The following is a 13,826-nucleotide window of genomic DNA, read 5'->3' on the forward strand; positions in this document are numbered from 1 at the left end:
ATGAAGGAGGACGGATATGAGCACCAGAAGAACCAGGGCCAAGCGAGAGCTGGCGGCTGTCTCGGTCGTCATCCTGGTGGTCGCCGTCCTGATGGGCGTGGCCTATGTCAAGGTCAACCAGCCCGAACGTGGCCAGCGGGAGATCAGCATCGGCCTGGTGGGTGATGCCGATGAGGAAATCTGGAAGGCCGTTCAGCACGAACTGGACCAGCGCCGGGCAGGCATAAAAATCAAGCTTCGGTCCTTCCAATACGGGCGTTACGCCAATCAGGCGCTGGCCAATGGGGAGATCGACCTGAATGCCTTTCAGCACTACGCCTTTCTGGAGCAGGAGTCCAAGCAGCACGGGTATCGGTTTGCCGCCATCGGCGACACCTACATTTCACCGCTCAACCTTTACTCAAAGAAGTACCGGAGCGTCGACCAGATAGGGCATGGCGAGCGGCTGGCCATTCCCAGTGATCCCATCGACCTGGGCCGGTCCCTGAAAGTGCTTGCCAGCGCCGGACTGATCGGGCTGCGAGACCCCAAGGCCACCACGCCGGTTCCTGAAGACATTGTCGACAACCCGCGTGGGCTGGTCCTGGACCAGGTCGACCCACCGGGAATCGTCAAGGTCCTGCCCGACTATGCGGCCGGCATCACCAACACCAATTTCATCCTGGATGCCGGCATGAAGATCCAGGATGCGATTTACCAGGTGCCCGGCGATCTCAAATCGCCAGCCAATCACCCCTATGTCAACATCATCGTGGCCAGGCAGGCCGACAAAAACGTCCCTGCATACAAGGCTCTGGTCTCCGCCTACCACAGCCGATATGTGGCTGACGCCATCAACCGCTACTACCGTGGGGCAGCCGTCCCGGCCTTCTCCTACTAATAGTGACTGCGATTAGTGGGTGCAATCGGGTCGTCGCCCTGTCTTGGTCCGGCCCAAGGCTGCTAATGATGAACAGCGGAGGGAACGCTGATGAAGGATCATGATCGCCTGACGCTGGCCCTGGTCCTGGACTCTTTTGGCAACAGGGGCAACGGGACATCCAATTCCGCCATCCAATACGCCCAAGGTCTGGAGGCGTTGGGGCACCGGGTCCGTCTGGTGGGTGTGGGGTCGACCGACTATCCGGCACGGGTGCATCGAATTCCATTGGTCTCCGCAGTGGCGGCCAGGCAGCAGATGAGCTTCGCTCGTGCTGATCCGAATCTCTTCCGAAGAGCCTTTGCCGGTGTGGATCTGGTTCATATTTACGAACCTTTCGCCTTCGGCCGCGCCGCCCTGTCCCAAGCTAGATCCATGGGCATACCGGTGACCGCCGGCTTTCACATTCAGCCTGAGAACATCACCTATTCCTCTGGCCCATTGCGCTACCTGCCCGGGGTGGACGCGGCCATTTACAGGCTGTTTCGGTTCTGGCTCTACGACCATGTCAGGCACATCCACGTTCCCACCCAGCTGACGGCCGACCTGCTGCGCTCGCATGGGTACAAGGCCTGCCTGCACGTCATATCCAACGGGTACCAGTCCAGGTTCAACCCTGGTGACCGATATGAGCGGGACCGATACGAACGGCAGCGATCCGGTCGGCTGATCCAGGTTGTGGCCTCTGGCAGGCTGGCCCGGGAAAAGGACCATCTGACTTTGATCCGTGCCTTGGCCCTGTGCAGGAACAGACGCAGGATCCGTCTGACCATAGCTGGCACAGGACCCATGGAGCGCCGACTGAAGGCAGAAGCCGCCCGGCAACTGGACGGCATGCAGGTCTCTATTGGATTCCATCAGAACGCGACCATGCCCGATCTGCTCAGGCAGGCCGACCTGCTGGTTCACCCATCAATAGCGGATCTGGAATCGGTCAGCGTCCTGGAGGGGATGGCCTGCGGCGCAGTCCCGGTTATCGCCCGATCCAGCCTGAGCGCCGCCGGTCATTTCGCCTTGACGCAGCATTCGCTCTTCCCGGTCGGTAAGGCTCAGGCGCTAGCTTCGCAAATCGACTGGTGGGTAGACCATCCTCATGCCCTTTCAGTCTGGTCCAGTCGCTATGCCGAACATACCAAGGAACATTACTCACTGGACGCCTCCGTCAGCGCCTTTGCCCATATGGCCGTGCAGGCCGTCAGCGATCAGGAGCCGGGCCGGGTATAGGCCTGACCTGGCTTAGATCTCCTGCTTGGATATGATCAGAGCCGATCCGAAGATGGCCACCAGGACCACGCCTGCGGATACTCCGGCGTAGATCCAGGCCTGATCAGCCTTCAGAGTGTTAAGGATGATCTGTTCGCCGAACCCGACGAAGTCGAGGTATTTCAGCCATTGCCATTTCGCAGTCAACTCCACGAGGCCGATCAGCATGGGCCATATCACGATCACCACCGCTGGGATGACCAGGGATTTGGTAAGGATCAAGAGGATAATGCCCAGGCTGATGATGACGGAGATGCAGAAGCTGACCAATAGGGTCATGACGGCCACATCCTTGCATAGGATGCCCCAACCGGCTCCAGGCTTCCTTCCTAGGGCCAGTCCGGTCAGCAGAATAGCTACGAAGTAGCACAGGGTCAAAAGGATGATGTCAGTCAGGATGGTCACATACTTGCCCAGGATGAACTGTATGCGCGAGATGCCCGATGTCAGCGTGTTCTTCAGAGTGTGCTGGCTGTATTCCGCACCAATGACAATGACGAAGACCGCGATGTAAAAGTAGATTAGAGACGAGGCGGAGGCGACACCTGCTTGCAGGCCTGTCCTAATGGTCCAGCTTTGCCCTTCGATTTCCGACAGTTTATGAGCGTATTCTTCGCCTCCGGTGGTGATTCCCATAGTGCTCTTGCGCCATGTGGTCACTATGCCGAGTGCCATAGTGGCAATGAGCAGAATCAGCATGCCGATGGAACGTCGCTGCCTGTAAAAGTCGGCCCTGATCTGGTTAATCATTGTTTCCTCCTATGCTCTTGAGGGTTTTTGTTCAGCAGATTCGGGAATATTCCTCCAACGATCCCTTCTGCTGGCTGATTTGATTGACCAGGATGCCTTCCTGAACCAGAAGTCTGTTGATGGGGCCCGGCTCCAGGTTCTCCTGCCTGATCAGAATCTGATGGTCGTCAAGGACTTGGAAGGGGCCGTTTCCCCGGCGATCCAGGATCATAGCGGCCCTGGAGCTCTGGTCCACGTCTATCAACAGTTCATCCTTGTTTACTTCCTTGATCAGGCGACCGTGGCTGATGAACCCGGACCGGGAGGAGACCAGGTAGAGTTCGCTCAGAATGTGACTGGAGATGAGGATGGTCGTCCGGCGCTCTTTGCTGAGCCTGTCCAGCCGATTCCAGTCGTGGCTTCTGGCAGGCTGGCCCGGGAAAAGGACCATCTGACCCTGATCCGCGCCCTGGCCTTGTGCAGGAACAGACGCAGGATCCGTCTGACCATAGCAGGCACAGGGCCCATGGAACGCCGACTGAAGGTGGAGGCCGCCCGGCAGCTGGACAGCATGCCGGTCTCGATTGGATTCCATCAGAACGCGACTACGCCAAGGAAGATTACCCCTGGATGCCTCTGTCAGGGCCTTTGCCCATATGGCCGTGCAGGCCGTCAGCGGTCAGGAGCCGGGCCGGGTATAGGCCTGACCTGGCTTAGATCTCCTGCTTGGATATGATCAGAGCCGATCCGAAGATGGCCACCAGGACCACGCCTGCGGATACTCCGGCGTAGATCCAGGCCTGATCGGCCTTCAGAGTGTTCAGGGCGATCTGTTCGCCGAACCCGTCGAAGTCGAAGTATTTCAGCCAGTTCAATTTAAAGGCATACTCCACAAGGGAGATCAGCATGGGCCATATCACGATCACCACCGCTGGGATGACCAGGGATTTGGTAAGGATCAAGAGGATAATGCCCAGGCTGATGATGACGGAGATGCAGAAGCTGACCGATAGGGTCATGACGGCCACATCCTTGCATAGGATGCCCCAGCCTACACCCGGTTTCCTTCCTAGGGCCAGTCCGGTGATCAGGATGGTGATGAAGTAGCACAGGGTTAGGAGGATGATGTCGATCAGGATAGTCGCGTACTTGCCGAGGATGAACTGTATGCGCGAGATGCCCGATGTCAGCGTGTTCTTCAGAGTGTGCTGGCTGTATTCCGCACCAATGACGATGACGAAGACCGCGATGTAAAAGTACATTAGAGACGAGGCGGAGGCGACACCCGATTGCAGGCCTGTTCTGACTGTCCAACCTGGGCGTCCGATTGCCAACAGTTCTTCGCCCCCGATGGTGGGTCCCATAGGGGTTTTGCGCCATGTGGTCACTATGCCGAGTGCCATAGTGGCAATGAGCAGAATCAGCATGCCGATGGATCTCCGCTGCCTGTAAAAGTCGGCCCTGATCTGGTTAATCATTGTTGCTTCCTCGACTCTTGAGAATCCTTGTTGAGCAGATCTGTGAAATATTCCTCCAACGATCCCTTCTGCTGGCTGATTTGATTGACCAGGATGCCTTCCTGAACCAGAAGTCTGTTGATGGGGCCCGGCTCCAGGTTCTCCTGCCTGATCAGAATCTGATGGTCGTCAAGGACTTGGAAGGGGCCGATTCCCCGGCGATCCAGGATCATGGCGGCCCTGGAGCTCTGGTCCACGTCTATCAACAGTCCATTTTGATTGATCCGGTCCAGTTCATCCTTGTTTACTTCCTTGATCAGGCGACCGTGGCTGATGAACCCGAACCGGGAGGAGACCAGGTAGAGTTCGCTCAGAATGTGACTGGAGATGAGGATGGTCGTCCGGCGTTCCTTGTTGAGCCTGTCCAGGAGTGTTCTGAATTCCATGATTCCTCCCGGGTCCAGGCCGTTGATGGGTTCGTCCAGAATCAGGAAATCGGGTCGGGTGAGGATGGCCATGGCCAACCCCAGGCGCTGACGCTGGCCCAGAGAGAGGTGACCGGCACGAGTCTTGGCCTTTTCGTTCAGGCCGACGAAGTCGATGGTCTGAGCGATGGCCTTGTCGTCGGTCAGCCCGTGCTGGATGGCTGTCAGTTCCATGTTCTGGCTGACGGTGAGTTTTTTAAAGGCGGCCGGAGCCTCAATGATCGAGCCTATTCTGCTTAGTATCCGGCTGTCCTTGCCAATTGTGTGCCCCATCAGCCTTATGGTTCCCTCCTGGATGGGGGAGAGCCCGGTGATCAGACGCATAAGAGTGGTTTTGCCGGCGCCGTTCTCACCAATCAGCCCGTAGACCTCGCCCTTGTTTATGGAAAGGCTGACATCGTCCAGTGCCTGAAAGCGTCCGAACCGTTTGCTGGCATGGCTAATATCCAGAATGGTATCGTCCATGGGGTTCCTTTCTCTATGTCGCTATCAGAGAATCTAAAGTGCCTTTCTTAATTGCATGGCTAAGAAATCATTAAGAATTGCATAAATCCGCTTGGGCGAGACCGGCCTCGTTAGGTGGCTTCAGTAACATGAGAGTGACCTGCGAAAGGAAGACAGTATGCCGACGATTCTGGTCGTGGAGGATCAGGAGGACATCCAGTCCCTGCTCAAGGATGTGCTGGGCGAGACCTACAGGATTATCCAGGCGACGACGGGCGCCCAGGCCTTGGCCCGCTTTCAGCAGGAGGAACCCGACCTGATCCTTCTGGATCTGATGCTCCCTGTAGTCACCGGGGACAGCGTCCTCAAGGCCATTCGGCATATGTCGTCGGTACCGGTCATCATTCTCACGGCCATTCAGGATAAGACCAGAACCGTCAGCCTCCTGGAGCAGGGCGCCAATGATTATGTGACCAAGCCTTTCGACATTGACGAGCTCCGCGCTCGTGTCCAGGTCCAGCTGCGCCAATCCGGGGCACTGAAAGCCGATGCGGATGCAGCAGGTGAATCCGACGCCAAGATTTGTTTTCAGGGGATCGAGCTGGACCGGATGGAGCACACGGTCAGCGTTGATGGGCACAGGGTCGAACTGGCACGCAAGGAATTCGCCATCCTTGAGCTTCTGATGGACCATCCACATCGGGTCTTCGAGAAGGAGGACCTCTACAGGCAGGTTTGGAACCAGCCATACATCAATGCCGAGAATACTCTCAATGTGCACCTGAGCACCTTGCGGACCAGTCTGAACAGATACGCCGGCAGTCAGCGCTACATCGTGTCGGTCTGGGGCATCGGCGTTCGCCTGGTCTGAATTCGGATGGAAGAAAGAACGATGAATAAGGGTCGTCGGAGGTGAATCCGTGAAGGTGGCCGCACTTGTTTTGGGTCTTGTCGCCCTCGCCCTGGCGATTGGCCTGATAATGCTGATTGTCGACCTCAAACGGATCAGTGACGATCTGGACTTCATCAACCATGCCGACACTAACGCCTTGGTAACCACTGGGTCCAATATCGGGCTCATCCGCACTCTGGCGGATAGGATCAATGCCGTTCTGAACAAGACCAGGCGGCTGCAGATCACCCAGGCTGAGCAGAACAAGCAAGTCCGGCAGATGCTGACCAACCTAACCCATGACATCAAGACCCCGCTGACCGTGGCCAGGGGATACGCCCAGCTGCTCAAGGAGGGATCGGCTGATCAGGAGCAATTGGGTAAGATCCTCAACAACCTGCAATCGGTGGATCACTATCTGCATTACCTGATGGATTTCAATCTGATACAGGAGAAGAGCGTGAGCCTGGATCTGACCAGGGTGAACCTATCGGCATTGGTTCAGCAGGAGCTCTTCAATGCCTTCGATTCTCTGACCGCGCGGTCCGTCACGGTGGAGCCCAGAATTCAAACTGGTGTGGAAATTACGACGGATCAGATCATGATGAGTCGAATAATTCAGAACCTGATTGGCAACTGGCTCAAGTATGCGGAGGAATCAGCCTGGGTGGACCTGCACAAGAGTGAAGATGGACGAATTCATTTGGACTTCGGCAACAAAACTACGGGCGAAGCAGTCGATGTGGACAGGCTCATGAAACGGTTCCAGACCGATGACCAATCACGGACCAAGATCAGAAGCACAGGCCTGGGTCTCAGTATTGTTGACTCCTTGGTGGATTCACTGGGCGGCTCCATGCGGCTGGAATCCACCAACGGTATTTTCTTGGTCCACTTGCTGCTGAGTGATGCTCCGCAATCGAAGGAGCTGTAAATAACGTAGGCTTGAGGGAGCTTGGTAAGATGCTGTGGCCGGTCACGGTCTTCACGACAAGACCGTGACCGGCCATCAGCGCATGTAGGCGGAGAATGGGGTCAGCACATGAATCTAACAGCACCTAAATCTGATTGTGCTTAAATCCGGCCGACAGATGAGCTGCTTCTCCGTCTACAATCAGGGGAAATCAGGCCTTGGTGTGGGGCACTATAACAGCCCTGGCCGAGAGCTTGTTGTCGACCAGCTTGTGGTAGGCATCCAGGGCATTATCCAGCGAGTAGGTTTCGATCTCGGTCTCGATCTGGCCGTTGCGATACATGTTGGCCACATCGTAGAGCTCAGGGATGGAACCCCAGTAAACACCAAGCAGCTCCTGCTCCCAGGGCTTGGAGTACCAGTCGTATTCCGCCTTGCCGCCGGCGATGCCGACCACGGTCACCCGGGATCCCGGGCCGCCCGAAGCCTGTGCGGCAGCAATGGTCGGGGCCACACCCACAAAATCGAAGGCGGCGTCCACGCCCTCGCCATGGGTGATCTTCCTGATGTTCTCCACCTGGTGCTCGTCGCTGGCCACAGGGATGGCACCCTTGGCCTCAGCCTTGGCCAGAGCCTCCGGCTTGGTGTCGGTGGCGATTACGGTGGCACCGGTCAGGGCGTGAAGAATCTGAATGGCGATCTGGCCCAGTCCGCCCAGGCCGATGACCAGAGCGTACTTGCCGCCGCCGTTCAGGTGGGGCATGGCAGCCCGGATGGCGTGGTAGGGAGTCAGGGCCGCATCAGCCAGGGGTGCTGCGCCGATAGGATCCGCATCGCCCAGGGGCACCAGGTTGCGGGCTGGGACGGTCATGTATTCTGCCATGCCGCCGTCACGACCCAGACCCAGGGCCAGTGATTTATTGGTTGCGGCGCTGGAGCAGTAGTTCTCCTGGCCGGCCACGCAGTGAGGGCAGTGGCCGCATCCGGTGGGTCCATAGACGATGTAGGCATCGCCCTTCTTGAAGCCCGTGACATCGGGTCCTACCTCTTCGACCCAACCAGTGGTCTCATGCCCCAGAATGAAGGGCGGCTTGGTGTGGCTGCCGGTTTCGGGGGTGTAGTCCTGGAAGACGGAGACGTCGGAATGGCAGCAACCTGCACCAGCCACCTTGAGGAGAACCTCGCCGCTCCCGGGAGTCGGCTCCGGCACTTCCTTGAGGGTGGGGAAGGTGTTGAATTCTTCGAAAACAACGGCTTTCATAAGTTTCCTTTCATCGTTGAAGCATTTCTGCCCTTATGCTCAGGGCGGGGGTATCTGCATCAGCATCGGTGCAATAAAAATCTTAACCAAAGATAATCATGTACTCACCCGAACGAGTGTGATATGTCCAACACTGTGGGACTGGTCGTGTTCAGAGGGCGGATGAAAAGTATATGTATATACATACGAATACCCCTCCCCAAAGGATGATCAGCAGGGGAGAGTTGGCAGGATGACCTTGGTTTGCCGGGGTTTAGCTTGAGTGGCTTTTACAGCAGATTGATCAGAGCCTGGGTGTCCTCGACGGTTGTCGCCCAGGAGGTTGCCAGTCGGATTACCGTGTGGGCGGCATCGCTGCGTTCCCAGAAGTCGAAGGCGACCTGCCTGGACAGTTCCTCCATACGCTCATTGTCCAGGCGGACGAAGGTCTGATTGGTGGGGGAGTCCATGACAATCTGATACCCTTTCTCCCGCAGGGCCTTTTTGATCATCGCTGCTGTCTGGATGGCGTTGCGGCTGATTCGTGAGTAGAGGTCGTCGGTAAAGAGGGCATCGAACTGTACCCCCAGGAGCCTTCCCTTGGCCAGGAGGGCTCCCCTTCTTTTGATCATGGTGCTGAAATGCTCGGGGGCATTCCCCTTGGGGAAGACCACCGCTTCGCCACAGAGTGCGCCCACCTTGGTACCGCCGATGTAGAAGACGTCGCAGAGACGGGCTATGTCCGTCAGGTCGACGTCGGTTCCAGGCGCGACCAGTCCGTATCCCAACCTGGCCCCGTCCAGGTAGAGCGGAATCTTGTATTCCCGACAGATTTGTGAGAGGTCTTCCAGCTCCTGACGGGTGTAGAGGGTTCCATACTCGGTGGGGTGGGAAATGTAGACCATACCTGGGAAGACCATCTGTTCATGGTTTCCGTCGGCGTAGAAGCAATCCAGGAAGGTATTGAGATCATCTGCACGAATCTTGCCCTGTTCTCCTGGGATGGTCAGGACCTTATGACCTATGGCTTCTATGGCGCCGGCCTCGTGGACGTTGACGTGGCCCGTGTCCGCAGCGACCACTCCCTGGTAGGACTTCAGCAGGCAGGAGGTGACGACCTGGTTGGTCTGGGTCCCACCAGCCAGGAAATAGACCTGCGCTTGCGGGCAGCCACAGGCGTAGGCGATCTTCTGAGCGGCGGAGAGGCAGTACCGATCCTTGCCATAGCCGGGAAGGTGCTCCATGTTGGTATCAATCAGCCGTTGCAAGACTTCGGGGTGGGCACCCTCGGAATAGTCGTTGACGAATGACAGCATAAATACCCTTTCTGAGGACCGTACCCGTGTATGCCTTATGGTACACGTAAATTGAATTCCAACTCCCTGTATGAGCTCTTCTTTCATGCTGGTTCGGAGCATTGGCGCGTAATCAGAGAGGTTGGTGCGTAAGGTTGCGAAGATGAGGTCAAATGCAGCGAAGATTTGATCCAAACTGGGGCAAATCCAAGTATTGATGATTGAATTTTGCTCGTTGTCTCCACTTCTCGTTCAGTTGAAGAAAAGTCGCCAATGATGAAGACCTAAACAGTAATTATGACGGTAGCAACTGTGAGCACCCGGCTCTTACTGTTAGTCGGGCTTCTCCCGTCCTTTTCGTGCTAGAGGGAGTAAATCCAATAAGTTAGGAAATACGTACAAATATCAGAGAGGGTTGTATTCATAACAGGGAGAAAAATAGGCAAGGTACATGCTGACCATCTAGAGCAGTCATGAAGAAGACATTGCTACCGGAGACAGAAGTTACACGTCTACTCTTTACCAAGTGGTATCTGATAGAAACGGGCATAATATTACATAAACCCGTCTGCCAGTTCCTTTACCACCAGGATAGTGCGTTACTGAAGTAAGTATACTTTTGACACATGGCAGAGAAGCAGGGACAAGTACCATATGATGACAGTAATGTCAGCAGCATTGAAGAGTATGCCAAGCGTATTGTAAATAAAACATTGAGAGAAGCTTTGGATTTGCCCCCGGATGCCACACCCAAGGGTAGCGGAGGCAAGGGGGCCATGGGCGAGACTGTCGAAGAGTACTACTTTCGCATTAAAAACAACAATGTTCAAGGTCCCGATTTTCCAAAAGTCGGTGTTGAGCTCAAGACTACAGGTTTGAGATACGATGCCCACAACAAGCCTTGTGCCAAGGAACGACTTGCTATAACTAACATTAACTGGATGACGATTCTCAACGAGGATTTCAAGAAGAGCCATCTTATGGATAAGATGGCGAAGATTCTCCTTCTGGCCTACGACTATGACCCAGGTAGCGACAGCGTTTTGGATATGAGATTCAGACTGGCCACCATGTGGGGTGTGCCGGAACGAGATAAGCCTCAGATGCTGGCGGACTGGAATACGGTTCTCGCAAAAGTGAGGAATGGGGACGCAGATAAGGTAAGCGGCCGTGACACCGTTTACCTTGAAGCTGCAACTACCGGTTCCGGTCACGGGAAAAAATATCCGCAACCCAAATCGGACCGGTGCGCCAAGCCAAGAAGGTGGGCGCTGAAATCATCCTATATGACCACGGTCATCAATCAGCTCCTCCAAAAGAATAAGTACGCTCCAATCAAGAGGGAAAAGGACGAGGAGAATCTGACCCTTCACCAGTTGGTGAAGGCGAGATTCCACCCTTACATGGGAAAAACGAAGAAAGAGCTGAAATCCATCCTGCAAATCTCCGCAAGTGAGCGTGCTAAGAGCTATTACGCGATAATAACAAAGAAAATCCTCGGTATAGGTACTGATAAGAGCATAGAGGAATTCGACAAGGCCGGTATCATGGTGCGCACAATCAGGCGGAGCCACACAGGACGTGTCAAAGAGTCACTTTCATTTCCTGCAATGGACTATAAGAAAGTAGCCTGCACTGATTGGGAGGACAGCAAACTATACGGATACATGACCGCTCCCTACCTGTTTGTCGTCTTCAGGCAGTGTGAGGAGCACGGACCCCTGGTTTTGTCGCAGTTGGTGTGGTGGACGCCAACGGACGAGGACTTAGCTGAAGCTCAGCGAGTCTACATGACAACGAAACAGCACATCCTATCCAATGATTATGATCACTTTCCTGGCATCAAGGGTTTGGATGGTAAGGGTTCGCATATACACGTGCGCCCTCACGCCACGAAAGGTGAGACCTGTCTTACCCCACAGGGAACTAGGGAGACAAAGAAATCGTTCTGGATTACGAACAAATATGTTCAGCAAATCATCGACCAGGCATTAGACGACCTGCAATGACTTTGCCAATCCTGTGGGGGATTCCAGTGACAAGAGCATTGCCCATACAGAAGGCCCTGTGCCCGTCGCTCATGCCGTCATCTGTCCAGCCCCGTGGGAACATTTGCAGCTGGTCGAGTTCATCTGGTACCAGCCTTCTGAGCCTGCCGTCCTGCTCGACAACATGCTTCATGCGACTGGCCCCCTTACCGCCTTCACCTGTCAGAATGGTCCGGCTGGGTTTGTCCAAAGAATCTGGAAAGGTGACGGGCCCTTCGGCGTAAGTGTATTCAAAACCTGACTTCGCCTCCCGCTTTTCCTTTTTTGCGCCCTTCAAATATGACCATTTCGATAGGGAGCCTTCGTCAATCCAGAACTGCGGTGGAACATCTTGCGCAGGTACAAGGATGTCTCCTAAGACAGTTTTTTGGCCAGCATACACGGCTTCTACCCGTTCGCTGAATACGACACCGCCTTGCATTACGCCTGCAGTCCGGAAGAGCGAAGTCTTCGAATTGATGCCGAATCGTTTGGTTACGTCATAGGGGTCATCGTTGATACGAAATGTACCTGAATCTTTTTTCCCGGAAGGCTCTGCCGGAAAGGCTTCCGCCATGATTCCGCTGCTGTGCAGACGAGTCGAGAGGTCCCATGTACTCCGGGTGAGTTCTGCGAAGATGTAGACCCTCCTCCTCCGTTGAGGCATCCCATAATCTGCAGCATTTATCACTCTCCATTCGACCGAGTAACCAAGTCGGGACAAGCAGGAAAGAATGATGGCAAAATCTCGTCCACGCTGGGTAGATGGTGATTTCAACAGCCTATCTACGTTCTCGAGCAACACAAGACGTGGTCTACGTTTCTCTAAAAGTGTATTTATGCTCCACCAGAGGACGCCTTTTTTGCCCTCGATACCCGAAGATTGAGAGAGTGGCTTAGCCACGCTGTAATCCTGGCATGGGAAGCCGCCGACAAGCATGTCGAACTGTGGAATATTGGCTTCTCCCTTGTCGAATTTCCTGAGTACTTCAGCTATATCTTCGTTAACGCAGGATCCAGTTCCAAAACGATCCTCGTAGCAGCGCCATGCAAATTGTTTGGCTTCGCTTCCGTTGGGCTCCCACTGGTTGGCCCATACGGTCTGGAAGGGACCGGCGGCTTCCATGTTGAATTCGGGATGTTCAGGATTGTTGTAACCATCCAGGCCTAGACGAAATCCGCCCACACCTGCGAACAGTTCGACCACCCTGATGGACATAGACGCACCAACTTACTTTCGAGGAAACTCTGACACACCAATGATACGGGGATTTGTCGATTTGATCAACCTGTAGCGGTTCTCGGGAGCGTCGAACGTCTGTTCGATAAAGACTAAGTTGAGACGAAAATGGGTATGAGGTTTTCCCGATAAAGGTTGACAAAATGTTCATATTTTGCTGCTAGTCAACAGCTATCGTCAACATTGCGGCCTGACCATATATGTTGCCGATTGTTCTGAATAGCTGCGTGGGCTGCACTGAGCCCAACGGTCTTCTCATGTCGCCTACTAAAAATCCGGTTTCCTTGCCTTCTTTGGATGTATCTGTGCAGATACATCTTACTGCTCACCATCGCGAACGGTCCCAGCCTATCGTTACATTTCAAAGTAACTGTTTTATGCAAGTATCGCAAAGTCTGGGAGCAATACTCTTTAAATTTAAATCAGACCGTATGAGGATAATCAACATGCTTAAATGTCAAATAGTGCAGTTCGGTGACTTTAAATATCATCCTACGTTAGATATGAAAACCACGGGCTTAACCGCTTTCAATAATCGAGTGCGAGGTCCAATACATATGGAGTGTGAACATACGTCGATTTGCGATACTTGAGTTTTCTTAATTGGAAAACTCTTTGAGAATTTACCAGATATGTATCGCAAGTTAGCCCAAGCTAGCATAGATTTGCGCTGGGCAAGCTACGTATTACCTGGGATTTGTATGCGACTTGTGATTGTAGCGCTTTCGCTGAAATCAAGATCTATCCAGTTACAAGCTGAGCTGTCGTTTCAGAAATTTTATGTACTATTCTCTAATTTGGCGGCAAAGCATCTATAGGCAATTTGGAATGTAAAAATTAGCATGTAGGTCCATCTTGCTCGATGACAATAGGCTCCGGACCAGCCAAGCCGATCAGGAGCCATGGTTCTCACTACAGCATA

The 13,826-nt window shown here is 54.4% G+C and carries 12 protein-coding genes; 5 read left to right on the plus strand and 7 right to left on the minus strand.

Features of this window, described 5'->3' with window-relative positions:
* The first annotated feature begins 16 nt into the window (after nucleotides 1-16).
* Complete coding sequence (locus tag ACUIAF_RS00500; protein WP_445338695.1) at nucleotides 17-880, plus strand: MetQ/NlpA family ABC transporter substrate-binding protein; 864 nt, start codon at nucleotides 17-19, stop codon at nucleotides 878-880.
* A 90-nt stretch (nucleotides 881-970) separates the two neighbouring features.
* Complete coding sequence (locus ACUIAF_RS00505) at nucleotides 971-2,143, plus strand: glycosyltransferase (RefSeq protein ID WP_445338696.1); 1,173 nt, start codon at nucleotides 971-973, stop codon at nucleotides 2,141-2,143.
* A gap of 12 nt (nucleotides 2,144-2,155) precedes the next feature.
* Here the strand turns inward: ACUIAF_RS00505 and ACUIAF_RS00510 are convergent, their stop codons facing one another.
* The 4 genes from ACUIAF_RS00510 to ACUIAF_RS00525 all read right to left on the minus strand — a co-directional run bounded on the left by ACUIAF_RS00510 (nucleotide 2,156) and on the right by ACUIAF_RS00525 (nucleotide 5,318).
* On the minus strand, nucleotides 2,156-2,932 hold the full coding sequence (locus ACUIAF_RS00510) for an ABC transporter permease (protein WP_445338697.1): 777 nt from the start codon (nucleotides 2,930-2,932) through the stop codon (nucleotides 2,156-2,158).
* A gap of 31 nt (nucleotides 2,933-2,963) precedes the next feature.
* Nucleotides 2,964-3,506, minus strand: a complete 543-nt coding sequence (locus tag ACUIAF_RS00515) for a hypothetical protein (RefSeq protein WP_445338698.1) — start codon at nucleotides 3,504-3,506, stop codon at nucleotides 2,964-2,966.
* 118 nt (nucleotides 3,507-3,624) lie between these two features.
* Nucleotides 3,625-4,389 (minus strand): ABC transporter permease, encoded by a 765-nt coding sequence (locus ACUIAF_RS00520; RefSeq protein ID WP_144086058.1) that lies wholly within the window; start codon nucleotides 4,387-4,389, stop codon nucleotides 3,625-3,627.
* Nucleotides 4,386-5,318 carry an ABC transporter ATP-binding protein gene (locus ACUIAF_RS00525; protein ID WP_313841076.1) on the minus strand — a complete coding sequence of 311 codons (933 nt, stop codon included), beginning with the start codon at nucleotides 5,316-5,318 and terminating at the stop codon, nucleotides 4,386-4,388. The genes ACUIAF_RS00520 and ACUIAF_RS00525 overlap by 4 nt, the downstream gene beginning before the upstream one ends.
* Before the next feature lie 157 nt (nucleotides 5,319-5,475).
* Between ACUIAF_RS00525 and ACUIAF_RS00530 the strand changes: the two genes are divergently transcribed.
* Nucleotides 5,476-6,168: a response regulator transcription factor gene (locus ACUIAF_RS00530; protein ID WP_015022157.1), complete on the plus strand. Its 693-nt coding sequence runs from the start codon at nucleotides 5,476-5,478 to the stop codon at nucleotides 6,166-6,168.
* Nucleotides 6,169-6,217: 49 nt separating this feature from the next.
* The gene (locus tag ACUIAF_RS00535; RefSeq protein WP_445338699.1) at nucleotides 6,218-7,123 is read left to right on the plus strand and encodes a sensor histidine kinase; all 906 of its coding nucleotides are present in this window, start codon (nucleotides 6,218-6,220) and stop codon (nucleotides 7,121-7,123) included.
* Nucleotides 7,124-7,313: 190 nt separating this feature from the next.
* Here the strand turns inward: ACUIAF_RS00535 and ACUIAF_RS00540 are convergent, their stop codons facing one another.
* Both ACUIAF_RS00540 and ACUIAF_RS00545 read right to left on the minus strand, forming a co-directional pair.
* Nucleotides 7,314-8,363 (minus strand): NAD(P)-dependent alcohol dehydrogenase, encoded by a 1,050-nt coding sequence (locus ACUIAF_RS00540; RefSeq protein ID WP_445338700.1) that lies wholly within the window; start codon nucleotides 8,361-8,363, stop codon nucleotides 7,314-7,316.
* Between the two features lie 269 nt (nucleotides 8,364-8,632).
* Nucleotides 8,633-9,658, minus strand: a complete 1,026-nt coding sequence (locus tag ACUIAF_RS00545) for a threonine aldolase family protein (protein WP_445338701.1) — start codon at nucleotides 9,656-9,658, stop codon at nucleotides 8,633-8,635.
* A 605-nt stretch (nucleotides 9,659-10,263) separates the two neighbouring features.
* On the opposite strand from ACUIAF_RS00545, the gene ACUIAF_RS00550 reads away from it, so the two are divergent.
* Complete coding sequence (locus ACUIAF_RS00550) at nucleotides 10,264-11,646, plus strand: Sau3AI family type II restriction endonuclease (RefSeq protein ID WP_445338702.1); 1,383 nt, start codon at nucleotides 10,264-10,266, stop codon at nucleotides 11,644-11,646.
* Here ACUIAF_RS00550 and dcm read toward each other — a convergent pair.
* Nucleotides 11,615-12,883: a DNA (cytosine-5-)-methyltransferase gene (dcm, locus tag ACUIAF_RS00555; protein ID WP_445338703.1), complete on the minus strand. Its 1,269-nt coding sequence runs from the start codon at nucleotides 12,881-12,883 to the stop codon at nucleotides 11,615-11,617. The genes ACUIAF_RS00550 and dcm overlap by 32 nt on opposite strands.
* Nucleotides 12,884-13,826 lie beyond the last annotated feature (943 nt).

This window comes from Bifidobacterium sp. ESL0822 (assembly GCF_052606675.1).

What these genes read in the sequence shown, in the direction of transcription:
- ACUIAF_RS00500 (WP_445338695.1), top strand. Translation starts at nt 17, where the DNA reads ATGAGCACCAGAAGAACCAGGGCCAAGCGAGAGCTGGCGGCTGTCTCG.
- ACUIAF_RS00505 (WP_445338696.1), top strand. Translation starts at nt 971, where the DNA reads ATGAAGGATCATGATCGCCTGACGCTGGCCCTGGTCCTGGACTCTTTT.
- ACUIAF_RS00510 (WP_445338697.1), bottom strand. Translation starts at nt 2,932, where the DNA reads ATGATTAACCAGATCAGGGCCGACTTTTACAGGCAGCGACGTTCCATC.
- ACUIAF_RS00515 (WP_445338698.1), bottom strand. Translation starts at nt 3,506, where the DNA reads ATGGAATCCAATCGAGACCGGCATGCTGTCCAGCTGCCGGGCGGCCTC.
- ACUIAF_RS00520 (WP_144086058.1), bottom strand. Translation starts at nt 4,389, where the DNA reads ATGATTAACCAGATCAGGGCCGACTTTTACAGGCAGCGGAGATCCATC.
- ACUIAF_RS00525 (WP_313841076.1), bottom strand. Translation starts at nt 5,318, where the DNA reads ATGGACGATACCATTCTGGATATTAGCCATGCCAGCAAACGGTTCGGA.
- ACUIAF_RS00530 (WP_015022157.1), top strand. Translation starts at nt 5,476, where the DNA reads ATGCCGACGATTCTGGTCGTGGAGGATCAGGAGGACATCCAGTCCCTG.
- ACUIAF_RS00540 (WP_445338700.1), bottom strand. Translation starts at nt 8,363, where the DNA reads ATGAAAGCCGTTGTTTTCGAAGAATTCAACACCTTCCCCACCCTCAAG.
- ACUIAF_RS00545 (WP_445338701.1), bottom strand. Translation starts at nt 9,658, where the DNA reads ATGCTGTCATTCGTCAACGACTATTCCGAGGGTGCCCACCCCGAAGTC.
- ACUIAF_RS00550 (WP_445338702.1), top strand. Translation starts at nt 10,264, where the DNA reads ATGGCAGAGAAGCAGGGACAAGTACCATATGATGACAGTAATGTCAGC.
- dcm (WP_445338703.1), bottom strand. Translation starts at nt 12,883, where the DNA reads ATGTCCATCAGGGTGGTCGAACTGTTCGCAGGTGTGGGCGGATTTCGT.